Source organism: Streptomyces griseobrunneus, assembly GCF_046713465.1.
Lineage (GTDB): Bacteria > Actinomycetota > Actinomycetes > Streptomycetales > Streptomycetaceae > Streptomyces > Streptomyces microflavus.
This window is the reverse complement of record NZ_CP177080.1, coordinates 4,193,336-4,214,887: the sequence shown is the minus strand read 5'-3', so window position 1 is coordinate 4,214,887 and position 21,552 is coordinate 4,193,336. Positions and strand designations below refer to the sequence as shown.

The window sequence follows — 21,552 nt, the reverse complement described above, 5'->3', positions numbered from 1 at the left end:
CATGCCCGAACCCACACCGGTCACCATGTCGGCGACCCTCGCCGCCGACGAGGCCCTGGCCCGACGGCGCCGGGCCGGGGAGCGGGTCCTGTCGATGGCCAGCGGGGAGATCGGCCTGCCCGTCCTCCCCGCGCTCAGGGACCGGCTCGCTGCGGCGGCCGACGAGAACGCGTACGGCTCCGTCGCCGGAAGCCCCGCCCTGCGCACCGCCGTCGCCGGGTACTGGGAGCGGCGCGGCCCGGCCGTGGACCCGGGGCTCGTCGTGGCCGGGCCGGGCAGCAAGTCGCTGCTGTTCGCCCTGCTCCTGGCCATCGGCGGGGACGTGATCGTGCCGGTGCCGAGCTGGGTGAGCTACGCGGCCCAGGCCCGGCTGGTCGGGGCCCGCCCCATCCCCGTACCGATCCTGCCGGGGCAGGGCGGGGTGCCGGACCCGGACCGGCTGCGCGAGGCGGTCGCCGACGCGCGGGCCGCCGGGCAGCACCCGCGTGCGGTGGTCGTGACCGTGCCGGACAACCCGACAGGCACGGTCGCGCCGGCCGCCACCGTACGGCGGCTGGCGCAGGCGGCCCGCGAACTGGACCTCGTCATCGTCTCCGACGAGATCTACTGCGACCTGGTGTACGACAGCTCCGAACCGGCCGTCTCCCCGGCGCTGCACGCACCCGAGCGGACCGTCGTCACCACCGGCCTCACCAAGAACCTGGCGCTCGGCGGCTGGCGCACGGGCGTGGCACGGCTGCCCGACAGCGAGCTGGGGCGCGCCCTGCACACCCGGCTCGTCGCGGTGGCGAGCCAGATCTGGTCGAGCCCGCCCGCGCCGGTGCAGACGGCGGCCGCGTGGGCGTTCGGGGAGCCGCCGGAGGTCACCGAGCGCGTCGCGGCGAGCCGGCGGCTGCACGAGAAGGTGGTGCGCGCGGTCGCCGCCCGTTTCACCGCCGTGGGCGCGGAGCTCGCTCCCGTTGCCGCGACCTGCTACCTCTACCCGGACTTCGAGCCCCTGCGGGAACACCTGGCCGAGGCCCACGGCGTGCACGGCGGCGACGCACTGGCCGCACTGCTCTCGGAGCGGTACGGGGTCGGGGTCCTGCCCGCCACCGCTTTCGGGGAGCCCGGCCGCCCCCTGCGCATCCGCGCGGCGACCAGCCATTTCTACGGCGAGACGGACGAGCAGCGCACGGCGGCGCTGAAGGCGGCGGACCCGCTCGCCCTGCCGTGGATACGGGGATCGGTCGACCGGGTCGGGGAAGTCCTGGCCGACCTGACGGGCGCGCCGGTGCCCGCCCTCGCCCCGCACCTCTGAACTCCCCAACTCACCTACGTACTGACTGACTGAAGGAGCCACCGATGCCCCACTCCCACCTCCCCGTCCTCTTCGAGGTCCTCTACAACGGCGAACGCCATGTCGGCTTCGGCCGCCCCGAGGACGGCACGCAGCAGACCCTGTACCGGGTGGAGGACGGCCAGGTCGCCGCCGCCTTCATCGCGGGCCACAGCTCGGAGGAGGCCCTGCGGGCCGCCCTCACCGAGGGTGCGGCGACCGTCGTCGTCACCGCCGGGGACCCGGAGCCGCGGCTGCTGCCGCCCCTGCTGCCGCAGGCCACCGGCAACGCCCTGCTGAGCGGGTTCATGGGCACGCACAAGAAGAAGTGGGGCGGCGAAACCGCCCCGGAGGACGGCGAGTTCACCCCGCCCAAGTGGTTCTTCAAGGGGTTCGGCGACTGGGTGAAACTGCCCGGTGAGGACCTGAACGTGCCCGCCCGGCCGGTCGCCCTCATCGAGGAGCCGGAGGTCGCCCTCGTCTACGTCAACGACGCCGACGGCACCCCGCACTACGCCGGTTACACCTTCGGCAACGACCTGTGCGACATCGGCCTGCACCGCCAGGACCCGGGCTACAACCCGTACTGCAAGCTGTGCGACACCGCCCTCACCCCGTGGCTCTTCCTCGGCCCGCCGCCGCGCACGGTGACCGGCCGGGTCACCATCGTCCGGGACGGTGCGACGGCCTGGGAGGGCCCGTTCGACTGCGGCGACGACGCCCTCTACTACCGGGTGCAGGACATGGCGGACCACCTGTTCACGTTCCCGGCGGTACGGCGGCCCGGTCTGGTCAACTACGTGCTCCTCGGCGCCGACGAGGCCAGCTTCCACGACGGGTTCCGGATCGCGGACGGCGACCGCATCGCCATCGACGTGAAGAGCCACGGGGTCGCCTTCGAGAACCGGGTGCGATACGTCTCCCCGGCCCCGTCCACCACGCCGGCCGCCGCCCCGGCGCCTGTCGCAACGGCATGAACACCTCGTGAAGTAGGCCCGGCCGACCTGTGCAGAAGACACGGGTCACAGGCACGCTCTGAGAGCCACCCCTCCAACTCATTTCGACAACGCCGGACTTCGCAGGAGGAGACCGCACCGTGCCCGCCACCACCAAGAAAAAACAGGTGCATCTCGCAGCTCAGCTGCCCGGCATCCACAATGTGACCGTCTGGTCGGACCCGCGCTCCGAGAGCCAGATATCCATCGACTCCTTCATCCGGCTCGCGCAGACCATCGAACGCGGCAAGTTCGACTTCTTCTTCCTTGCCGAAGGGCTGCGGCTGCGCGAGCACAAGGGGCAGGTCTACGACCTGGACATCGCGGGACGCCCGGAGAACCTGACCGTGCTGAGCGCACTGGCCGCCGTCACCTCGCACCTGGGCCTCGCCGCCACGGTCAACGCCACCTTCAACGAGCCGTACGAGGTGGCGCGCCGGTTCGCCACCCTGGACCGGCTCAGCGGCGGCCGGGCCGCCTGGAACGTGGTCACCAGCTACGACGCGTTCACCGGCGGGAACTTCCGCCGGGGCGGCTTCCTCCCCGAGGCCGACCGCTACACACGGGCGGCCGAATTCCTCACCACGGCAAGAGAGTTGTGGGACAGCTGGGGTGAGGGCGATCTGAAGGCCGACGCGGCGACGGGAGAGTTCACCGCCGCCGGGGCCGGTCGCTTCGCCCACCGGGGGCAGCACTTCGACATCTCCGGCCGATTCACCACCCCGTCCGGCCCGCAGGGCCACCCGGTGATCATCCAGTCCGGCGAGTCCGACGCGGGCCGGGAGTTCGCCGCGTCCGACGCCGAGGTCATCTTCAGCAAGCACAACCGGATCGACGTGGCCCGGGACTTCTACCGGGACGTCAAGCGGCGCCTGGCCGCGTACGGCCGGAGCCCCGAGGACCTGCTGATCCTCCCCACCGCCAACGCGGTCGTCGCCGACACCGACGAGGAGGCCGCCGCGTACGCGGAGGAGATCAGCCGCGAGCTGGTCAGCCCGCAGACCGCGATCGCCCACCTGGAGGCGGTCTGGGGCCGCGATCTGTCCGGGTACGACCCGGACGGGCCGCTGCCCGGCATCGAGCCCGAGGACGAGGCCCACTTCCTGAAGGGGCACTCCGTCTTCCGCAAGGGCCGGGCCGAGACGGCACGGCAGTGGCGCAAGCTCGCGGAGGAGCGGAACTTCTCCATCCGGGAGCTGGTCATCGAGGTCGGCGGCCGCCAGACGTTCGTCGGCAGCCCGCAGACGGTCGCCGACGCCATCGACGACTACGTGCAGACCGAGGGCGCCGACGGCTTCGTCCTCGTGCCCCACCTCACCCCGGGCGGCCTGGACGACTTCGTGGACCGGGTGGTGCCGATCCTCCAGGAGAAGGGCGTCCACCGCGACGACTACACCGGCAGCACGCTCCGGGACCACCTGGGCCTGTCCGCCGCACCCCGCCCGGCCGGATGGGGCGGACCCGGGCAGCCCCTGGGCGACCGGCACGACGAGAAGGAGACCTCCGCATGACCGGCACGACCGGCGCCACGAGCAACGCGTCCGGCGCCACGAGCGCCACGCCCGGCGCCACCGACCCGACGGGCGCCCCGGCCGCCTCCGGCACCCCCGGCGGCGCGGCCGCCCCGCTGCACCTGGCCGTCGCGCTCGACGGCGCGGGCTGGCACCCGGCGGCCTGGCGCGAGGAGGGCGCCCGGCCCGGTGAGCTGCTCGACGCCGCGTACTGGGCGGACCTGGTCGCCGAGGCCGAGCGGGGCAGACTCGACTTCGTCACCATCGAGGACGCCCTCGGCCTCCAGTCCGCCGCCTTCCACCTCCCCGACGACCGCACCGACCAGGTCAGGGGCAGCATCGACGCGGTGCTGCTCGCCGCCCATCTCGCCCCGCTCACCACCCACATCGGCCTGGTCCCCACCACCAACGTCACCCACACCGAACCGTTCCACCTCGCCATCGGCATCGCCACCCTCGACCACGCGAGCAAGGGCCGGGCCGGCTGGCGCCCGCAGATATCGTCCCGGGCCTCGGACGCCGCCCACTTCGGCCGCCGCACCACGCCCCAGCTCACCGAGGACGACGTGACCGACTCGGAGCTGATCTCCCAGCCGCTGCGCGCCCTCTTCGCGGAAGGCGCGGAGGTGGTGGAGGCGGCACGGCAGCTCTGGGACAGCTGGGAGGACGACGCGGAGATACGGGACGCGGCGACGGGCCGCTTCATCGACCGCGACAAGGTCCACCCCATCGACTTCCGGGGCAGCGCCTTCAGCGTGAAGGGCCCGTCGATCACCCCTCGCACCCCCCAGGGCCAGCCCCTGGTGGTGAGCCTCGCGCACGCGACCACGCCGTACGAGTTCGCCGCCCTCAGCTCGGACGTCGTCGCCATCACGCCGCACGACCGGGCGGGCACGGCGGCGATCCTCACCCAGGTCGCCGAAGCGGTGGAGCGCACCGGCCGGGATGTGAACGACCGCCCACTGCGGACCTTCGCCGACCTCATCGTCTTCCTGGACGACGAACCGGGCGCGGCGGCCCGGCGCAAGGCCCGTCTGGACGAGGTGGCCGGGTCCGCACTCGCCTCCGACGCCGAGATATTCACCGGCACCCCCGCCGAACTGGCGGACCTGCTGCTCGACTGGCGCTCCGCCGGCCTGGACGGCTTCCGCCTCCGCCCGGGCACCCTGCCGCAGGACCTCACGGCGATCACCCGGGGCCTGGTCCCGGAGCTGCAGCGGCGCGGGGTGTTCCGTACGGAGTACGAATCCACCACGCTCCGCGGCCACCTGGGCCTGGCCCGCCCCACCAGCCGCTACGCGAAGGAGGGTTGACGCGCGACCCGGACGGCCGGGGGCCCGGCCCGCGGGTCAGGCCCCCGTCGTCGATCCCGGGCGGACGATCATCAGCACGACGACCGTCGCCCAGAGCAGGTTGAATATCCCGGTGGTCATGGCGAGCCGCGCCGCCGCCGACCGCCGCTCGGCCACCGGGAGAGCGCCCGCGCCCGCCTCCGTACCGGGGGCGCCTCCCGGCCCCTCCGCGAGCAGCTCGCTCTGTCCGGGCAGGACCATGGCCATCAGCAGGGCGGCGGCGATCGCCGTCAGCACGATCGACGCGAGCAGCCAGGCATCGCCCAGCACCCCCATCTGCGCTCCGGTGGCGAAGCCGAGGACGGGTACGGCGATACCGACGACCGCGTACCCCCGGCAGATCTTGTGCAGGAAGGCGGCGGTGCGGATGTCGTGGTCGTGCGGCCCCTCGCTGCCGGGCGCGGGCGGCTTGGCGTAGCGGGGGAACATCGAGGCCGCGACCGTGATCGGCCCGACCGCCAGGATCGACGCCAGAACGTGCAGCGAGAGCAGCAGCTTGGTCACGGGAGTCCCTCCGAGGTAATAGGTTTGCTACCAACACATTGATCGGCACCCCAGGAATAGCACGCCCCGGCCCTTCATAGGTAGGCCGCCTACCTATTGGCCCGAACCACTGGCACTTGCGGTCGACCATGTGTAGCCTGCCTACGCATGAGGCAGGATGCGGTACGCGGACATCTGGACGGTCTCCTCCTGGCGGTTCTCGAACCGGCTCCGCTGCACGGATACGCGATCATCACCGCGGTCCAGCAGCGCAGCGGCGGTGCGCTCGAACTGCGGACCGGCACCATCTACCCGGCACTGAACCGGCTGGAGCGGCTCGGCCTGCTGCGCAGCAGCTGGGAGGCCGAGGGCCGGCGCAAGCGCCGCTGTTACGCGTTGACGGAGGCGGGCGCCCGCTTCCTGGCGGACGAGCGCACGGCGTGGCAGGACTTCACCGCCGCGATCGGCTCGGTCCTCAACCCGGTCGCACCGCACCCGCACGGGCAGGGCGCATGACCGGCACCCCTCCGCGCGATGACGGTCGCGATCACGCTGACGGTCGCGGTCGCGCTGGGGGCCTCGGCGACGCTGACGGTGACCTCGTGGAGGAGTACGTCACCGAGCTGGACGCCCTCCTTCGTGGCCCCGCCCGGGCCAAGTCCCGCCTGGTCGAGGAGGCTCGCGACGGACTCACCGAGACCGTGGCGGAGTACACGCGGGAGGGCGAGCCGTACGAGCGGGCGGTCCACCGGGCGGTGGCGGAGTTCGGCTCGGCGCGGGAGCTGGCCGGGAGCTTCCAGCGTGAACTGACCATCGCCCAGGCCCGGCACACCGCCCGCGCCGTCGCCCTCAGCGCCCCTTTCCTGCTGGCGTGCTGGTTCCTGGTGCGGAACACGGGCGCCCCGCAGGACTCGGCGGTGCCCCGCGCCGCGCACCTGCTCGCCACCCACCTGGCCACGGTCGCGGGCGCGGCGGTGCTCCTCGCCGCCGCGACCCTGGCCGCCACCGGCACCCTGGCCCGGCACCTCCCCGTACCGCACCGGCTGCCGCTCACGGTCGCCTGGACGGGCACCACCGCGAGCGTGTCCATGGCCGTGGCCACCCTGGCCCTCGCCACCGCGTCGGTCCTCGCCGAGAACTGGCCGCTGACAGCGGCGGCCTGCGCACTGGCAGCGGCCTCCCACGCGCTCGTCGCCGGCTCGGCCCGCGCCTGCCGCCGGTGCGCACGACTGCCGTCGGGGTCACCCGTCGCCATGTGACCCGTAACCCCGCGCCCGCCGGTTCGGCGGTCAGCCGGTCGGCGTGCTCCGGTGCAGGCCCTCCAGAAGCGTCAGCTCGTCCTCGGACAGCCGCAGGGCTCCGGCGGCCACGTTGGCGGCCAGGTGGCCGAGGTCGCCGGTGCCGGGGATGGCCAGCACATGCGGCCCCCGGTGCAGGGTCCACGCCAGCCGGACCTGCGCCGGGCTCACCCCGTGCGCCTGCGCGACGGCGAGCACCTCGGCGGGCTCGGCCACGATCGCGCCGCCCTGTCCGCCGGCCGCGGCTATCGAGTAGAACGGCACGAACGCGATCCCCTGCGCCCCGCAGTCCTGGACGAACGCGTCGTCCTCGGGCCGCACGCCGATGCCGTACCGGTTCTGTACGCAGACCACCGGCGCGATGGCCTGCGCCTCGGCGAGGTGGGCGGGGGTGACGTTGGAGAGGCCCAGGTGGCGGATGAGCCCGGCCCGGCGCAGCTCGGCCAGGGCGCCGAAGCGCTCGGCTATCGACTCCGTACCGACGATCCGGAGGTTCACCACGTCGAGGTGGTCGCGGCCGAGCTGGCGCAGGTTCTCCTCGACCTGGCCGCGCAGCGCCTCGGGGGTGCGGGCATGGGTCGCCCACTCGCCCGTCCGGTCCCTGGCCGGGCCGACCTTGGTGGTGATCACGAGGTCGTCCGCGTAGGGCGCGAGGGCGCTGTTGATCAGCTCGTTGGCGGAGCGCAGCGGGGAGAAGTAGAACGCGGCGGTGTCGATGTGGTTCACCCCGAGATCGACCGCCCTGCGCAGGACGGCCAGCGCGGCCGCACGGTCGCGGGGGACGGCGTGCGGCACGAGGGCCTCACCGGTCTGCGGCAGCCGCATCGTGCCGAAGCCGACGCGGCTGACCGGCAGGTCGCCGAGGGTCCAGCGGCCGGACGCGGCCGCGGTGATCGTGCCAGTGGTGCTCACGGAGCTCGTGGAAGTCATATCCGAATGATCTCCGCCCGGCGGGCCCCCGGGCCATGGGGTTATCCCGCCGATTCACTCTGCGGCCCACCGGACTCCGGTCCTGAGGCCCACCGGACCCTGGCCCTGGGGGCCCGCCCGACCTGCTCAGTCCGTCACCGTGAGCGGGCCGTACGCGTCCGGGCGGCGGGTGGTCAGGAACGGGAACAGCTCCAGCCAGTCGCGGCGGGCGTCGAGGTCGAGGTCGGCGACCAGGACGGCGGGCTCGTCGCGGGGCGCCTGGGCCAGGACCCGGCCGTACGGGTCGACGATGAAGGAGCTGCCGTAGAAGGTGAGCCCGTTCTCGGCGCCGATGCGGTTGGGCACGACCATGAAGGTGGCGTTGGCGATGGCGTTGCCGGTGATCACCTTCTGCCAGAGCGGCTGGGAGTCGAAGCCGGGGAAACCGGGCTCCGAGCCGATGGCCGTCGGGTAGACGAGGACGTCGGCACCGGCCAGGGAGTAGGCGCGCGCCAGCTCCGGGAACCACTGGTCCCAGCAGGTCGGCAGGCCGAAGCGGGCCTCGTCGACGGTGACCAGCGGGAAGGCGTCGTCGCCCGCAGGACCGGGGCGGAACCAGTCGTCCTCGTAATACCCCTCGGTGACCGGGATGTGGGTCTTGCGGGTGCGCTGCGCGAGGGTGCCGTCGGGGGCGACGAGGATCGCGGTGTTGTAGCCGAGGCCGTCGTCACCGGAGGGGCCCGGGGCCTTCTCGTACAGGGAGGCGTGCACATAGAGGCCGTGCTCGCGGGCGGCCTCGGCGGCGAAGGTGAAGGTGGGGCCGGTCAGCAGCTCCTCCGGCCCGGCCGGCGCGGGGTGGTCGGCCCGGCGTACGACCGCGAAGTACGGCGAGAGCGTCAGCTCCTGGAGGCACACCACCCGCGCCCCCTCGGCGGCGGCGAGCCGGATGCCCTCCAGCAGCGCGGCGCGGTGCTCGGCGGGATCGCGGTGCCACCGCTGCTGTACGGCGGCGACGCGCAGGGGGGCGCGCTCGGCGGGGCGGGTCCGGGTCGGGGAGGCGGGCGGGTTGTACGCGGTGATCAGACGCATGACCAGTTCCAGGGGGAGGGGCCGGCGGGGCGGGGCACGAGGAGAATGCCGGAACGTTCCGGCATGCAGAGAATCTAACCGTGCCGGAACGTTCCGGCAACCCTCTCCCCCGCCCCTGTCTAGACTTCACCCCCGTGACCTCCCGGACCGTGACCCTGCTCGACGTAGCCCGCGCCGCCGGGGTCTCCAAGAGCACCGTCTCCGACGCCCTCCAGGGCTCGGGGCGCGTCGCCGAAGCGACCAGGGAACGGGTCCGCGCGGTGGCGGAGGAGCTCGGCTACCGGCCCAACAGCGCGGCCCGGAGGCTGCGCCGCTCCAGCACCGGGGCCATCGGGCTGCACCTGCCGCAGACCGCGACCCGGCTGGACTACTACATGAACCTCGCCTTCGGGGCCGTGGCGCGCGCCCAGGAGGAAGGACTCGACGTGGTCCTCCTCGCCCCCGCGGGCGTCGCGGGCGGCGCGGGCGGGCGGGTCGCCTCGCGGGTCGACGGGCTGCTGGTGATCGACCCCGAGGTGGCCGACAGCGCCGTTCCGGGGCTGCTGGACGCGGGCGTCCCGGTCGTCACCGGGGAGCGCTACCTCGGGCCCGCCGCCGTCCCCAGCGGCGCCGTGATCTGCGACAACGCCGCCTCGCTCACCGCGCTCCTGGACCACGTGACCGAACGCGGCGCCCGCCACCCCGCCGTCCTGGCCCCCGCCGGGACCTCCGCCTGGGCCACCGCTTTGCGGGCCACCGCCGCCTCCTGGGGGCAGGAGCACCGGGTGTCCGTGGCGCTGCGCACGGTGCCGTTCGCCGCCACACCGCAGGAGGCCGAGGAGACCACGCTGGCCCTGCTCCGCACAGACCCGGCGGTGGACGCGGTGATCTGCGCCCCGGACGGCGCGGCACCGGGCGTCCTGCGCGCGGCGGCAACGGCGGGCCGCCCGGTCTCGGGCCGTACGGCCGGAAGCAGCGCCTCGGGCCGCACCGCCGAAGGCACCACCTCCCGCCGTACGGCCGGAATATCCGGAAGCCCCGAAAGCACAGCCCCCCTCCTCGTCGCGTCCTGCGTCGACGGCACCGCCACCCGCTCCGCCGAGCCGCCCGTCACGGCGGTCGACCTGCGCCCCGCCGCGTACGGGCGCGCCTGCGCCGAGCTGCTCTGCGACATCCTGGCGGGCCGCACCGCCCCCGACACCGTCCGCCGCCACGCCTGGGCACTGGAGACCCGCGCCTCCACCGCCCCGCCCGGCTGACCCCACATCAGCCCAGCTCCTCCACCACCTGGCCCGCCCCGGCCCTCTCCTTCAGCAGGGCCCCCAGGATCGCGTCCAGGTCCTCCTCGGACACCCCGCCCGAGACCGCGCCGGCGAGCTTGCCCGCGCGGTCGACGAAGACGGTGAAGGGGAGGCCCTGGGTGTTGACCAGGCCCTTGGGCAGCTTGAAGAACTGCTTTCCGGACGGGTCGTGGAGGCTGGTGTAGCCGAGGGCGTAGTCGCCCTCGAAGGCGCGGGCGGCGCCCAGTCCCGTGTCGTTGTTGATGCCCAGCACCCGCACGCCCCGGTCCCCCAGCTTGCGTTGTATGTGATTGAGCGCGGGGGCCTCCGCCCGGCAGGGGCCGCACCAGGAGGCCCAGGCGTTGACGACGACGACCTCACCCCGGTGGTCGGCGAGGCTGAGGGGCTTGCCCGCCAGGGAGATGCCGGAGAAGGCGGGGGCGTCGGGGCGGTCGGCGGGCCGGATGCTCCTGAAGAGGGGCTGATCCGGCAGGGACCGGTGCGTACGCAACGGCTCTTCGGGGGCGGCGCAGCCGGCGAGGGCGGTGGCGACTGCCGCTGTCAGGATCGCCGCTCGGAAGGGCCTCTTCATGGACGCCCAGTATGACAACGCCGCAAATGACAGGACCGGTCGGGTCACGGACCGAACGTCTCACCCCACCCACACACCGAACACCCCACCGGGCAAAGGGAATCGGCCCGGAGCCCCCTCCTCCACGTCTCCGCAATGTGAACGTTCTGCGTCGAGTGGCAACTGGCCTGGCGAGCTTGACATTTCACGGTGCGGCCGATGGTAAGATCATCTTACTTCCAGTGGGCTGATGGCGTATGGGGGCATTCCGGGAGGAATGAATTCCTCGGCCCCACCTTCGGAGGGTCACCTCCCGAAGCGGCGCACGGTCGTGGCGAACGAGCCCTGGCTGCGTGCCGCCTGACGGGGTGTCAAGCCGTTTCCAGCCATGGCACTTGAAGTGAGTCTCATGACATTTCCACAGGGCCCCGTCATCTGGGCGCTGGTTGTCGTAGCACTGGTCGCCGTGGGTGCCGTTCTGCGGGCTCGCGCGACCAACATCAAACTGCGCAGACGCAACACCGAGCTGAACGAGGAGCGTGACACGCTCCTGCGTCAGCGGGACGAGCTCCTCGTCGTCCACAACGGGCTCCTCCAACGGCAGGCCTCCGAGCTCGCCGAGGTCCGCAAGGACGCCGAGGAGGAGACCAAAGCCGTCCTCAAGGCCGCCGTCCGCACCCTCCAGGGCCTCGCCGACGAGCAGCAGGTCGTGATCGAGAAGGCCCAGCGCAAGTACGGCGACGATCCCGGGATCCTCGCCGACCTGATGGCCATGGACCACGCCAACAGCCAGTTCGGGCGGCGCGCCCAGGGCATCGCGGTGCTCTGCGGCGGCTGGCTCGGCCGGCGCGAGACCGTGGCATCCGTCTTCGACGTGGCCCGCAGCGCCCAGGGCCGTATCCGCCACTTCGACCGGGTCCGGGTCAACGGCCAGGTGAACTTCTCGGTCGTCAGCCGGGCCGTCGAACCGGTCGCGGTGGTCCTCGCCGAGCTGCTCGCCAACGCCACCAACTACTCCGCCCCCGGCACCCCGGTGGAGATCAACATCCAGGCCGTGCCGACGGGCGTCTGCCTCATCGTCGACGACGCGGGACTGGGCATGGGCCAGGAGGAGAAGGACCGCGCGGCGGCCCTCCTCTCGCCCCAGGCGGCGATCAGCGTCTCCAGCCTGGGCATCCCGCCGCAGTTCGGGTTCGCCGTCTCCGGGATGCTCGCCGCCCGCTACGGGTTCCGGGTCTCGGTGGACTCCGTTTCCCCCTATGGAGGCGTACGCGCGGTGGTACTGATCCCCGACGAGTTGCTCACCACGGAGGTGCCGCAGCCCGCCGCACCCGCCGAGGCGCCGGAAGCGTACGACGCCTACGGAACCCAGCAGCAGCCGCAGACCGCGCAGCCCGACCGGTGGCAGCAGGCGCCCGCGCCGGCGCCCACCCCGCTCTTCCCGCCGGCGGACCGGCGTCCGGACACCGCCACGCAGCAGCTCGCCCAGATCACCACCACCTCCGGCGGGCTGCCGAAGCGTCGTCGCAAGAGCCCGGTCTCCGCGGTGCCCCCGGCCGCGCCGCAGCCGGTGCGCAGCAACGAGGAGACCGCCTCCCGCCTGGGCGCGTTCCAGCGCGGTACCCGCTCCGGGCGGGACACGACGACGACCACGGAAGGATCCGAGATCCAGTGAACCCCGATCTGACCTGGGTACTCAACGATGTGCTCCAGGTACCCGGAGCCCGGCACGCGATCCTCGTATCCGCCGACGGACTGCTGCTCGCCAACTCCAGTGAGATCGGCCGGGACGACGCGGAGACCGTCGCCGCGGCCATGAGCTCCATGCAGTCCCTCAGCCGGGCCGTCGCCCCCTTCATCGGCACCCGCAACCCGGGCCGCTGGCGGCAGACGCTCCTGGAGTACGAGGACGGCTGGATCTTCCTCATCGCCGCGGGCACCGGCGCCTACCTCGCCGCCACCGCCGCCGCGGACGTGGACATGGAGGCGATGTCCTTCCGTATGCAGCAGCAGGTCACCGCGCTGGGGAAGGCGATGACCACGCCGCCCCGCGAGAACGCGGGCAGCGAGATATGACGGCACCGGGCGAGGAGTCCAGCGTCAGCAGCGGGTTCGTCCGGTCCTATGTCATCACCGGGGGACGGGGGCTGCCCGACGCGGAGGACCTCTCCCTCGTCACGCTGGTCACCCTCGCCCCCGACCGGCAGCCGCCGCCCAGCCCCAGCCCCGAGGTCAAGGCGATCTGGGAGCTGTGTTCCGGCGGCTATCTGTCGGTGGCCGAGGTCGCCGGCCACCTCGGGCTGCCGGTCGGGGTGGCCCGGCTGCTGCTCCAGGACTTAAACCAGCAGGGACATCTGCTGCGCCGCAAGGCGCCGCCGCCCGCCCAGCTCGTCGACAGAAAGATCCTCGAAGAGGTGTTGCATGGACTCCAAGTCCGGTTCGGCTGAGAGCATCTATGTGCCGGACGCGGTCCAGCGCGCGGCGAAGATCCTCGTCGTCGGGCACTTCGCCGTGGGCAAGACGACCCTGATCGGCACGCTCTCCGAGATCACCCCGCTGCGGACCGAGGAGCGGATGACCCAGGCCGCCGCCCAGGTCGACGACCTGCGCGGGGCGCCCGACAAGAAGACGACCACGGTCGCCCTGGACTTCGGGCGCCTCACCCTCAGCGACGAGCTGGTGCTGTACCTGTTCGGTACGCCGGGGCAGCAGCGGTTCGTGGAGCTGTGGGAGGACATGGCGCGCGGTTCGCTCGGCGCGCTGCTCCTGGTCGACCCGGCGCGGCTGGCCGACACCTTCCCGGTGATCGACCTGGTCGAGACGTACGGGCTGGAGTACGCGGTCGCCGTCAACAGCTTCGACCCGTACTCCCAGCACGCCGAGGACGAACTGCGCGAGGCGCTCGACCTGTTGCCGGACACCCCGGTCGTCTACTGCGACGCGCGGGACCAGAAGTCCTCCGCGCAGGCCCTGATAACCCTTGTCCGGCACCTCCTGACGCACGCGGCCTGAGCACGGCCCGGCCCGCCGAGCCGGACGCACCCCCCACGTACCCCGAATCCGGGGCCGACCGGGCCCCGCGATCCCACCGACCGCGATCCCACCGACCGCAACCACACCGAGGAAGCCGCCATGGACCCGTCGCCGGGAGCCACCCCGTACAGCGCCCCCGCCGGGTGCCCCATGCACCAGCAGCAGACCTCGCTGTACGGACCGGAGTTCGCCGCCGATCCGCACCGCGTGTACGACGCGTTCCGGGCGCACGGGCCCGCCGCGCCGATCGAGCTGGCGCCCGGGGTGGACGCCACGCTGATCGTGCAGCACGAGGCGGCGCTGCGGGTGCTCCAGAACCCGGCGCTGTTCGCCCGGGACTCGCGGCGCTGGGCGGCGCTGCGCGAGGGCGCCGTACCGATGGACAGTCCGGTGCTGCCGATGATGGCGTACCGGCCCAACTGCCTGTTCACCGACGGCGCGGAGCACCTGCGGCTGCGCAAGGCGGTCACCGAGTCGCTGGCGCGGCTCAACAGCAGCCGGCTCAGCCGGGATGTCGAGCGGATCGCCGACTACCTGATCGACCAGTTCATCGAGCGCGGCACCGCCGACCTGCTCAACGAGTACGCCAAACTCCTGCCGCTGCTGCTGTTCAACCAGCTCTTCGGCTGCCCCGGCGACATCGGCGACCGGCTGACCCGCTCGATGTCGGCCATCTTCGACGGCGAGGACGTACTGCGCGCCAACGCGGAGCTGACGGAGTGCCTCATGGAGCTGGTCGCGCTCAAGCGCCGTCAGCCCGGTGAGGACATCACCTCCTGGCTGATCCAGCACCCGGCGGGGCTGCGGGACGAGGAGCTGAAGGACCAGCTGGTGATGCTGATGGGAGCCGGCGTGGAGCCGGAGCGCAACCTCATCGCCAACGCGCTGCTGCTGATGCTCGCCGGTGACCAGCCGGGCGCGCCCGAACGGCGCGGCTCGGGGATGCTCGTCGAGGACGCGCTGGACGACGTCCTGTGGAACAACCCGCCGATCGCCAACTACGCGACGCACTACCCGGTGCGGGACATCGAACTGGACGGGGTGACGCTGAAGGCGGAGACCCCGGTGCTGATCAGCTTCGCCGCCGCGAACACCGACCCGTCCCTCACCGACGCCCGCCAGACCCTGAGCAAGGGGGCCCACCTCGCCTGGGGCGCGGGTCCGCACGTCTGCCCGGCCAAGTCGCCGGCGACGCTCATCGCGCTGACCGCGATCGAGAAGATCCTCAACACCGTGCCCGACCTCTCCCTGGCCGTTCCGGCCTCGGGCATCGGCTGGCGCCCCGGCCCCTTCCACCGGGCCATGATCGCGCTGCCCGTACGGTTCACCCCCACCGCCGCCCGCCGTACCACGACCGGGACCCAGCCGCCGGCGCAGACCTCGGCGCAGCTGCCCGACCCGTACCGGAACGCGGCACCCCAGCCGGGCGCGGCACCTCGTCACGCTGCGGAGCCGGCCAAGAAGCCCAAGGGCTGGTGGAGTTCGTTCCTCGACGTCTTCCGCGTCTGATCCACGCCCTTCCCCGCTATGTTCCGGTCGGTGTCCATGGGCCTAGGTCAAGGAACTCTGCGTGAGCATCGGGTGCACCACTGCCTGGGCGCGGCCCTCGCCTGCGATCTGCGGGTGGGTGCGGACACCGCCTCCTTCCGGCTGCCGGAGCCGGCGCTCGGGCTGCCGACGGCCTCGGGCGGGCTGCTGCCCCGGCTGATCCACGAGGTCGGCGCGGCCCGGGTCCGCGAGCTGATCCTCACCGGCCGGTCCTTCGCCGCCGCCGAGGCCCACGCGCTCTCCGCGCTCCAGCGGGTGGTTCCCGCAACGGAATTGGACCAGGCCGTGGAAGCCTGGGCGAAGCCCGTCGTGCGCCGCCCCGAAGCCGCCCTGCGGGTGACGAAAGCCCTGCTCAGCTCCTAGGCGGCCGCCACCCGGATGGCGGATCCGTCGTTCCTGGACGCGGAGCTGATGGCCGCGGTCGCGGCACCGGTCGGCGCACACCCCCTCGCACTCCTGCGCCCGACACGTCACACTCGTAACAATCAACTGGGGAGGTCTCGGGCGTGGATGTACCGGTATGGCTCTGGGTGGCGTTCGCCGTAACGGTGGTCGTCTCCCTCACAGTCGACTTGCTTGCCCACCGAAACGCGCATGTCATCGGCTTCAAGGAGGCGGCCTGGTGGAGCGTGCTGTGGGTGAGCCTCGCGCTCATCTTCGGCGGTGTGGTCTTCTTCGTCCTCGGGACGACCGCGGGGACGGAATACACGACGGCCTGGCTGCTGGAGAAGAGCCTGTCGGTCGACAACCTCTTCGTCTTCGCGCTGATCTTCGCCTATTTCAAGGTGCCCCGGGAATATCAGCACCGGGTGCTGTTCTTCGGCGTCATCGGCGCTCTGGTGTTCCGCGCGATCTTCCTGACGGCCGGCGTCGCGGTGGTGAACCGCTTCACCTTCGTGCTGTTCCTCTTCGCCGCGATCCTTTTCTGGAGCGCGTACAAAATCCTCAAGGACGACGAGGACAACTTCGACCCGGGCAAGAGTTTCGCGGTGCGCATGCTGCGGAAGGTCATGCCGGTCCGGGACGAGTACGCGGGGACGCACTTCGTCATCAAGGAGGAGGGGAAGCGGGTCGCCACACCGCTGCTCGCGGTGGTCGCCGCGATCGAGGCGGCCGACCTGCTCTTCGCCGTCGACAGCGTGCCCGCCGTGCTGGCGGTCAGCGACGACGCCTTCATCGTCTACACAAGCAACGCGTTCGCCATTCTGGGGCTCCGGGCCCTGTACTTCCTGCTGGCGGGGCTGCTGGACCGTTTCCACTACCTGAGCACGGGCCTCGCGGTCATTCTGGCCTTCATCGCGGTCAAGCTCGTTCTTCAGGCATCGCACAAGATGATCAGCACCTCCATTCCGGAGATTCCCTCGCCGGTCAGCCTTGCGGTGATCGTGGTCATCCTGACGGCTTCGGTCGTTCTCAGCGTGCGACGCCCACCGCCGGACAAGGACTCCGGGGAGAACGCGGTGGAGTCATCCGAAGATAAGCCGTCGGAGTAACCCGCCGGGTAATGGCCGGGCAAAGCGAAGGGAAAAAGTTTCCCTCTCGCGATGCCCGGCCTATCGTAGGTAAATGGCAAGCAAAAAGCGTGAGACCCAGCAGCGGGCCGCTTTCATGTGCCCGACCTGCAAACATCCCGTCGCCTCCGAGATCCAGCGCCGCAAGACCCTCGGGATCTTCGTCCCGGTCTGGCGCCCCGGCCCCTGCGAGAACCCCGACTGCGCGGATCACGCCGCCGAGGAGCGGCCCTCCCGGCGCGCGGACCGCCGTACGGCTGACTAGCGTGGCCGGAGGGGGTGCGGTGCCGCCGGGGTGAAGACCGGGCCCGGGCGGCGAGGACCAGGACCGGAAGAGGGTCTCTGTCATGGCTGTACAACCCGAAGGCACCCCGTGCTGGGCGGACGCCACGTTCGCCGACCTGGAGGGCGCCAAGAGCTTCTACGGTGATGTGCTCGGCTGGACGTTCGGCGAGAGTTCGCCGGAGTACGGCGGCTACACGACGGCGTACGCGAACGGGAAGCGGGCGGCTGCCGTGTGCCCGCCGATGCCGGGCACGGACGCCCCGTCCGCGTGGTGCCTGTATCTGGCCTCGCCGGACGCCGCCGCCACCGCCGGGAAGGTCCGCGCAGGCGGCGGCGAGGTGCTGATGGAGCCGATGCAGGTCGGCGAGTTCGGCACGATGCTGCTGGCCCGCGACCCCGGCGGCGCGGTCTTCGGCGTGTGGCAGGCCGACACCCACGACGGGTTCGAGACGGAGATGGGCATGCCCGGCGGCTACTGCTGGGGCGAGGTCTTCACCCGGGACCCGAAGGCCGCGGACACGTTCTTCCCCGCCGTCTTCCCGTACACGGTACGGAAGTTCGACGACGAGTCGATGGACTTCGGGATGTACGACGTCCAGGGGGAGACGGTGCTCGGCCGGATGGCGATGGGCGACGACTTCCCGCCCGAGGTGCCCGCGTACCTGAACGTGTACTTCGCCGTCCCGGACTGCGACGCGGCGGTGGCGAAGGCGACCGAGCGGGGCGGGGTGCTGCGCTACGGCCCGGTGGACAGCCCCTTCGGCCGGTTCGCGGCACTCTCCGACCCGCAGGGCGCGTCGTTCACCCTGATCGACGTGACGAAGACGGAGGGCGAGATGCCGGCGACGAGCCCGGCCTGAGCGACGAGCGCGGTGCGCCGGGCCGAGCGACCGGCCCGGCGCACCGGGTTGGCCGGAGAGCCCCTCCGTACGATTCTCCGAGAACCTCGCATCTGCGATGGGCAATCGTCCGGAGAATGGCAAATGCGAGATGAATTGGCCTAGCGTGTTGCGCATGCAGTCCTACACAATCGGTCAGGCAGCACGACTCCTCGGGGTCAGCCCCGACACCGCCCGACGCTGGGCGGACGCCGGCCGGGTCGCGACCCATCGCGACGGGACCGGCCGCCGGCTGATCGACGGCCGTGCGCTGGCCGCCTTCTCGATCGAGGTCGGCCAGGGCGCCGCGGGCGAGGAGGAGACCCCCTACACCTCGGCGCGCAACGCCTTCCCGGGCATCGTCACCGCGGTGAAGCTCGGCGATGTCGCCGCCCAGGTCGAGATCCAGGCAGGCCCGCACCGGCTCGTCTCGCTCCTGACCCGGGAGGCGGTCGAGGAGCTGGGCCTGGAGGTCGGCATGCAGGCGACCGCCCGCGTGAAGTCGACCAGCGTGCACATCGACCGCACCTGAACCCGGCCGGAGCCACCGACGGCCGGGGGCCGAGTGCTGCCCGCACCACCCCGTTCATGCCCCCCGCGCGAACTCGTCCCCGCCCGGACGGCACCCCGCCGACCGGGCTCGCAGCCAAGGAGTCCCGCCCTCATGTCTCTCCTGATCACCCGCCGGCGTGCCGCGGCCGCCGTCCTGACGACCGCCCTCCTCGTCCCGCTCACCGCCTGCGGCAACGACGACTCCGGCGCGGACAAGGACAGCGGCGCCGGCGCGAAGCCGTCCGACTCCGCGTCGGGCGCCCCGAAGGCGGACCTGACCGTGCTGGCCGCCGCCTCGCTGACCGATGTCTTCAAGAAGGCGGGGGCGGCGTACGAGAAGGAGAACCCGGGCACGAAGGTCACGTTCTCCTTCGCGGGCTCCCAGGAGCTGGCCGCCCAGGTCAAGCAGGGCGCTCCCGCCGACGCCCTGGTCACCGCCGACACCAAGACGATGGACGGCCTCACCGGCGAGACCGGCACCCCGACCGTCATCGCCAAGAACCGCCTCGTCATCGCCGTCGGCGAGGGCAACCCGGAGAAGGTCGAGAACCTCAAGGACCTCTCCGACACCAAGCTGAAGGTCGTCCTGGCCGCCCCCGAGGTGCCGGTGGGCCGCTACAGCAAGCAGATCCTCGACGCGCAGAAGATCGAGGTGAAGCCGGTCTCCCAGGAGCCCAACGTCCGCGCGGTCCTCAGCAAGGTCGAGCTCGGCGAGGCGGACGCGGGGCTCGTCTACAAGACGGACGCCGAGACCGCCACCGACAAGGTCGACGCGATCGACATCCCGGACGCGGAGAACGCCGTCGCCTCCTACCCGGCCGCCACCCTGAAGGCGTCCGAGCACAGCGAGGCCGCCGCCGCGTTCGTGGCCTGGCTCTCCACGCCCGCCGCGCAGAAGATCCTCCAGGGCGCCGGCTTCCAGCAGCCGTAGCCGCACCGCTCCCGGCAGGCCCGTACCGTCCGACGGACCTGCCGGGTACCGCACTTCGAGCCGCCCGACGAGGTCGTCCATGAAACGTCCAGCACTCCGCCGTACGCCCGGGACCCGTGCCCCGCTCCTGCTGACGGTGCCCGCGCTGCTGGCCGTGGCGTTCCTGATGCTGCCGCTCGTCGGCATCCTGGCCCGTACCTCCTGGGGCGAGCTCTCCACGCACCTCACCGCCGAGCCCACCACCCGGGCGCTCCGGCTCTCCCTGCTGGTCTCCCTCTGGGCACTCGGCCTCTCCCTGCTGTTCGGGGTGCCGCTGGCCTGGCTGCTGGCCCGGGTGCCCTTCCCCGGCAAGGCGTTCGTCCGCTCGCTGGTGCTGCTGCCGATGGTGCTGCCGCCCACGGTCGGCGGGGTCGCGCTGCTGCTGGCCTTCGGGCGGCGCGGGCTGCTCGGCCCGTGGCTGGAGGACACCTTCGGGATCACGCTCCCCTTCCACACCTCCGGGGCGGTGCTGGCGGCCACGTTCGTCGCGATGCCGTTCCTGGTCATCTCGCTGGAGGGCGCGCTCGGCGGACTGCGCCCCCGGTACGAGGAGACCGCCGCATCCCTCGGAGCCTCTCCGGTACGGGTGTTCCTCACCGTGACACTGCCGATGGTCGCCCCCGGGCTGATCGCCGGAGCAGCCCTCACCTGGGCGCGGGCGCTCGGTGAGTTCGGCGCCACCATCACCTTCGCCGGAAACCTCCCCGGCACCACGCAGACCCTGCCGCTCCAGGTCTATCTGCTGCTCCAGGAGTCCCCGGAAGCCGCCACCTCGGTGTCGCTGCTGCTCCTGGCCATCGCCATGATCGTGCTCATCGCGCTGCGCGGCCGCTGGACCGGCACGCCGGGCGACCACCGCGACCGGTCCGCCCCGCGCCCGGAGGAGCCGACGAGCCCGGACGTCCTGCCCGAGCCACCCGCGTACGTACGGGAGAAGGCCCCCCAGGAGCGCTGGCCCCTGCACGCCGAGGTCACCGGCTTCACCCGCCTCGCCCTGGACGCGGACCCCGGCACCACCATCGCGGTCGTCGGCCCCAACGGCGCGGGCAAGACCACGCTCCTGCGCGCCCTCCTCGGCCTCACCCCCCGCGCCCACGCCCGACTGTGCCTGGGCGACACCGACGTGACGGCCCTCCCCCCGCACCGCCGGGGCGTCGCCTGGGTCCCCCAGGACGGGGCGCTCTTCCCGCACCTGAGCGCCCTGTCCAACACGGCGTACGGGCTCCGCACCCATGGCGTCCCCCGCGCTGAGGCCCGGCGCGAGGCGCAGTCCTGGCTGGACCGGCTCGGCGTCGGCCACCTGGCCCACCGCAAGCCCGGCCAGCTCTCCGGCGGCCAGGCCCAGCGCGTCGCCCTGGCCCGCGCGCTGGCGGCCCGCCCGCGCCTCCTGCTGCTGGACGAACCGCTCGCCGCCCTCGACCAGACGACCCGGGCCCACGTGCGGCACACCCTGCGCCGCCACCTCGCGGAGTTCGGCGGGGTCTGCCTGATCGTCACGCACGACCCGGTCGAGGCGGTCTCCCTGGCCGACCGAGTCCTCGTCCTGGACGACGGCCGGGTCCTCCAGGACGAGCCGCCCGCCGAGGTGACCCGCCACCCCCGCTCCCCCTGGGTGGCCCGGATGCTCGGCCGCAACGCCTGGCCCGGCACCGCCACCGCCGACGGCCTGGCCCTGGCGGGCGGCGGCCACCTCGTGGTCGCCGAACCCCTCGCGCCGGGCACCGAGGCCCTCGCGGTCATCGCCCCCGAAGCCGTCTCCGTACACCGCGAGAAGCCCACCGGATCCCCCCGCAACGTCTGGCCCGGCACGGTCCGCGAGATCACCTCGGGCGGCAGCCGGCTACGGCTGCTGATCACCTCCGACCGGGCCCCCGACCTGGTCGCGGAGATCACCCCGCAGGCGGCGGCCGAGCTGCACATCGCGGACGGCACGGAGGTCTGGACGGGCGTGAAGGCGACCGAGGTGACGGTCGTCCCGCTCTGACCCGGC

The 21,552-nt window shown here is 72.5% G+C and carries 22 protein-coding genes and 1 pseudogene; 19 read left to right on the top strand and 4 right to left on the bottom strand.

Annotated elements, in window-relative coordinates:
* Position 1 precedes the first annotated feature (1 nt).
* The 4 genes from ACK8N7_RS19260 to ACK8N7_RS19245 all read left to right on the top strand — a co-directional run bounded on the left by ACK8N7_RS19260 (position 2) and on the right by ACK8N7_RS19245 (position 5,137).
* Complete coding sequence (locus tag ACK8N7_RS19260; protein ID WP_403217530.1) at positions 2-1,300, top strand: pyridoxal phosphate-dependent aminotransferase; 1,299 nt, start codon at positions 2-4, stop codon at positions 1,298-1,300.
* A 44-nt stretch (positions 1,301-1,344) separates the two neighbouring features.
* On the top strand, positions 1,345-2,295 hold the full coding sequence (locus ACK8N7_RS19255; RefSeq protein ID WP_403217531.1) for a fumarylacetoacetate (FAA) hydrolase: 951 nt from the start codon (positions 1,345-1,347) through the stop codon (positions 2,293-2,295).
* A gap of 119 nt (positions 2,296-2,414) precedes the next feature.
* Positions 2,415-3,824 (top strand): NtaA/DmoA family FMN-dependent monooxygenase, encoded by a 1,410-nt coding sequence (locus ACK8N7_RS19250; RefSeq protein ID WP_500443392.1) that lies wholly within the window; start codon positions 2,415-2,417, stop codon positions 3,822-3,824.
* Positions 3,821-5,137: an LLM class flavin-dependent oxidoreductase gene (locus ACK8N7_RS19245; protein WP_500443390.1), complete on the top strand. Its 1,317-nt coding sequence runs from the start codon at positions 3,821-3,823 to the stop codon at positions 5,135-5,137. Before ACK8N7_RS19250 ends, ACK8N7_RS19245 begins: the two co-directional genes overlap by 4 nt.
* Positions 5,138-5,173: 36 nt before the next feature.
* On the opposite strand, the gene ACK8N7_RS19240 is transcribed toward ACK8N7_RS19245, so the two are convergent.
* Positions 5,174-5,680, bottom strand: coding sequence for a hypothetical protein (locus tag ACK8N7_RS19240; RefSeq protein WP_500443388.1), 507 nt, complete (start codon positions 5,678-5,680; stop codon positions 5,174-5,176).
* 147 nt (positions 5,681-5,827) lie between these two features.
* Here ACK8N7_RS19240 and ACK8N7_RS19235 point away from each other — a divergent pair, with 147 nt between their 5' ends.
* Positions 5,828-6,175, top strand: coding sequence for a PadR family transcriptional regulator (locus tag ACK8N7_RS19235; protein ID WP_015609647.1), 348 nt, complete (start codon positions 5,828-5,830; stop codon positions 6,173-6,175).
* A complete protein-coding gene (locus ACK8N7_RS19230) occupies positions 6,172-6,918 on the top strand; it encodes a permease prefix domain 1-containing protein (RefSeq protein WP_500443387.1) in 747 nt (248 codons plus the stop codon). Before ACK8N7_RS19235 ends, ACK8N7_RS19230 begins: the two co-directional genes overlap by 4 nt.
* 30 nt (positions 6,919-6,948) lie before the next feature.
* Here the strand turns inward: ACK8N7_RS19230 and ACK8N7_RS19225 are convergent, their stop codons facing one another.
* Together ACK8N7_RS19225 and ACK8N7_RS19220 are read right to left on the bottom strand one after the other, a co-directional pair.
* A complete protein-coding gene (locus ACK8N7_RS19225) occupies positions 6,949-7,887 on the bottom strand; it encodes an oxidoreductase (protein ID WP_500443385.1) in 939 nt (312 codons plus the stop codon).
* A 126-nt stretch (positions 7,888-8,013) separates the two neighbouring features.
* Complete coding sequence (locus ACK8N7_RS19220; protein WP_500443383.1) at positions 8,014-8,955, bottom strand: carbon-nitrogen hydrolase; 942 nt, start codon at positions 8,953-8,955, stop codon at positions 8,014-8,016.
* Positions 8,956-9,089: 134 nt separating this feature from the next.
* On the opposite strand from ACK8N7_RS19220, the gene ACK8N7_RS19215 reads away from it, so the two are divergent.
* Positions 9,090-10,193, top strand: coding sequence for a LacI family DNA-binding transcriptional regulator (locus tag ACK8N7_RS19215; RefSeq protein WP_500443381.1), 1,104 nt, complete (start codon positions 9,090-9,092; stop codon positions 10,191-10,193).
* Positions 10,194-10,200: 7 nt separating this feature from the next.
* Here the strand turns inward: ACK8N7_RS19215 and ACK8N7_RS19210 are convergent, their stop codons facing one another.
* Positions 10,201-10,806 (bottom strand): TlpA family protein disulfide reductase, encoded by a 606-nt coding sequence (locus ACK8N7_RS19210; protein ID WP_500443379.1) that lies wholly within the window; start codon positions 10,804-10,806, stop codon positions 10,201-10,203.
* Positions 10,807-11,194: 388 nt separating this feature from the next.
* On the opposite strand from ACK8N7_RS19210, the gene ACK8N7_RS19205 reads away from it, so the two are divergent.
* From ACK8N7_RS19205 to ACK8N7_RS19150, 12 genes and pseudogenes are all read left to right on the top strand, one after another.
* A complete protein-coding gene (locus ACK8N7_RS19205) occupies positions 11,195-12,460 on the top strand; it encodes an ATP-binding protein (protein ID WP_403217540.1) in 1,266 nt (421 codons plus the stop codon).
* Complete coding sequence (locus ACK8N7_RS19200) at positions 12,457-12,861, top strand: roadblock/LC7 domain-containing protein (RefSeq protein WP_015609654.1); 405 nt, start codon at positions 12,457-12,459, stop codon at positions 12,859-12,861. Before ACK8N7_RS19205 ends, ACK8N7_RS19200 begins: the two co-directional genes overlap by 4 nt.
* On the top strand, positions 12,858-13,232 hold the full coding sequence (locus tag ACK8N7_RS19195; RefSeq protein WP_015609655.1) for a DUF742 domain-containing protein: 375 nt from the start codon (positions 12,858-12,860) through the stop codon (positions 13,230-13,232). Before ACK8N7_RS19200 ends, ACK8N7_RS19195 begins: the two co-directional genes overlap by 4 nt.
* Entirely contained in the window at positions 13,207-13,797 is a 591-nt protein-coding gene (locus tag ACK8N7_RS19190) for a GTP-binding protein (protein WP_356749953.1), read from the top strand. Before ACK8N7_RS19195 ends, ACK8N7_RS19190 begins: the two co-directional genes overlap by 26 nt.
* Positions 13,798-13,917: 120 nt before the next feature.
* Entirely contained in the window at positions 13,918-15,327 is a 1,410-nt protein-coding gene (locus ACK8N7_RS19185) for a cytochrome P450 family protein (protein ID WP_403217541.1), read from the top strand.
* A gap of 93 nt (positions 15,328-15,420) precedes the next feature.
* Positions 15,421-15,848, top strand: a pseudogene (locus ACK8N7_RS19180) (enoyl-CoA hydratase/isomerase family protein); the annotation flags it as partial.
* A gap of 24 nt (positions 15,849-15,872) precedes the next feature.
* Positions 15,873-16,859 (top strand): TerC family protein, encoded by a 987-nt coding sequence (locus ACK8N7_RS19175; RefSeq protein ID WP_403217542.1) that lies wholly within the window; start codon positions 15,873-15,875, stop codon positions 16,857-16,859.
* Positions 16,860-16,932: 73 nt separating this feature from the next.
* The gene (locus ACK8N7_RS19170) at positions 16,933-17,142 is read left to right on the top strand and encodes a hypothetical protein (protein WP_403217543.1); all 210 of its coding nucleotides are present in this window, start codon (positions 16,933-16,935) and stop codon (positions 17,140-17,142) included.
* An 82-nt stretch (positions 17,143-17,224) separates the two neighbouring features.
* Positions 17,225-18,022: a VOC family protein gene (locus ACK8N7_RS19165; RefSeq protein WP_403217544.1), complete on the top strand. Its 798-nt coding sequence runs from the start codon at positions 17,225-17,227 to the stop codon at positions 18,020-18,022.
* A gap of 154 nt (positions 18,023-18,176) precedes the next feature.
* Positions 18,177-18,572 carry a TOBE domain-containing protein gene (locus ACK8N7_RS19160; RefSeq protein ID WP_380983684.1) on the top strand — a complete coding sequence of 132 codons (396 nt, stop codon included), beginning with the start codon at positions 18,177-18,179 and terminating at the stop codon, positions 18,570-18,572.
* 132 nt (positions 18,573-18,704) lie between these two features.
* Positions 18,705-19,523 (top strand): molybdate ABC transporter substrate-binding protein, encoded by an 819-nt coding sequence (gene modA / locus ACK8N7_RS19155; protein ID WP_500443376.1) that lies wholly within the window; start codon positions 18,705-18,707, stop codon positions 19,521-19,523.
* 79 nt (positions 19,524-19,602) lie between these two features.
* Positions 19,603-21,546 carry an ABC transporter permease gene (locus tag ACK8N7_RS19150; RefSeq protein WP_500443374.1) on the top strand — a complete coding sequence of 648 codons (1,944 nt, stop codon included), beginning with the start codon at positions 19,603-19,605 and terminating at the stop codon, positions 21,544-21,546.
* The last annotated feature ends 6 nt before the right edge of the window (positions 21,547-21,552 follow it).

Coding starts and splice junctions, on each gene's coding strand:
- ACK8N7_RS19260 (WP_403217530.1), top strand. CDS start 2: ATGCCCGAACCCACACCGGTCACCATGTCGGCGACCCTCGCCGCCGAC.
- ACK8N7_RS19255 (WP_403217531.1), top strand. CDS start 1,345: ATGCCCCACTCCCACCTCCCCGTCCTCTTCGAGGTCCTCTACAACGGC.
- ACK8N7_RS19245 (WP_500443390.1), top strand. CDS start 3,821: ATGACCGGCACGACCGGCGCCACGAGCAACGCGTCCGGCGCCACGAGC.
- ACK8N7_RS19235 (WP_015609647.1), top strand. CDS start 5,828: ATGAGGCAGGATGCGGTACGCGGACATCTGGACGGTCTCCTCCTGGCG.
- ACK8N7_RS19230 (WP_500443387.1), top strand. CDS start 6,172: ATGACCGGCACCCCTCCGCGCGATGACGGTCGCGATCACGCTGACGGT.
- ACK8N7_RS19225 (WP_500443385.1), bottom strand. CDS start 7,887: ATGACTTCCACGAGCTCCGTGAGCACCACTGGCACGATCACCGCGGCC.
- ACK8N7_RS19220 (WP_500443383.1), bottom strand. CDS start 8,955: ATGCGTCTGATCACCGCGTACAACCCGCCCGCCTCCCCGACCCGGACC.
- ACK8N7_RS19210 (WP_500443379.1), bottom strand. CDS start 10,806: ATGAAGAGGCCCTTCCGAGCGGCGATCCTGACAGCGGCAGTCGCCACC.
- ACK8N7_RS19205 (WP_403217540.1), top strand. CDS start 11,195: ATGACATTTCCACAGGGCCCCGTCATCTGGGCGCTGGTTGTCGTAGCA.
- ACK8N7_RS19195 (WP_015609655.1), top strand. CDS start 12,858: ATGACGGCACCGGGCGAGGAGTCCAGCGTCAGCAGCGGGTTCGTCCGG.
- ACK8N7_RS19190 (WP_356749953.1), top strand. CDS start 13,207: ATGGACTCCAAGTCCGGTTCGGCTGAGAGCATCTATGTGCCGGACGCG.
- ACK8N7_RS19185 (WP_403217541.1), top strand. CDS start 13,918: ATGGACCCGTCGCCGGGAGCCACCCCGTACAGCGCCCCCGCCGGGTGC.
- ACK8N7_RS19170 (WP_403217543.1), top strand. CDS start 16,933: ATGGCAAGCAAAAAGCGTGAGACCCAGCAGCGGGCCGCTTTCATGTGC.
- ACK8N7_RS19165 (WP_403217544.1), top strand. CDS start 17,225: ATGGCTGTACAACCCGAAGGCACCCCGTGCTGGGCGGACGCCACGTTC.
- ACK8N7_RS19160 (WP_380983684.1), top strand. CDS start 18,177: ATGCAGTCCTACACAATCGGTCAGGCAGCACGACTCCTCGGGGTCAGC.
- modA (WP_500443376.1), top strand. CDS start 18,705: ATGTCTCTCCTGATCACCCGCCGGCGTGCCGCGGCCGCCGTCCTGACG.
- ACK8N7_RS19150 (WP_500443374.1), top strand. CDS start 19,603: ATGAAACGTCCAGCACTCCGCCGTACGCCCGGGACCCGTGCCCCGCTC.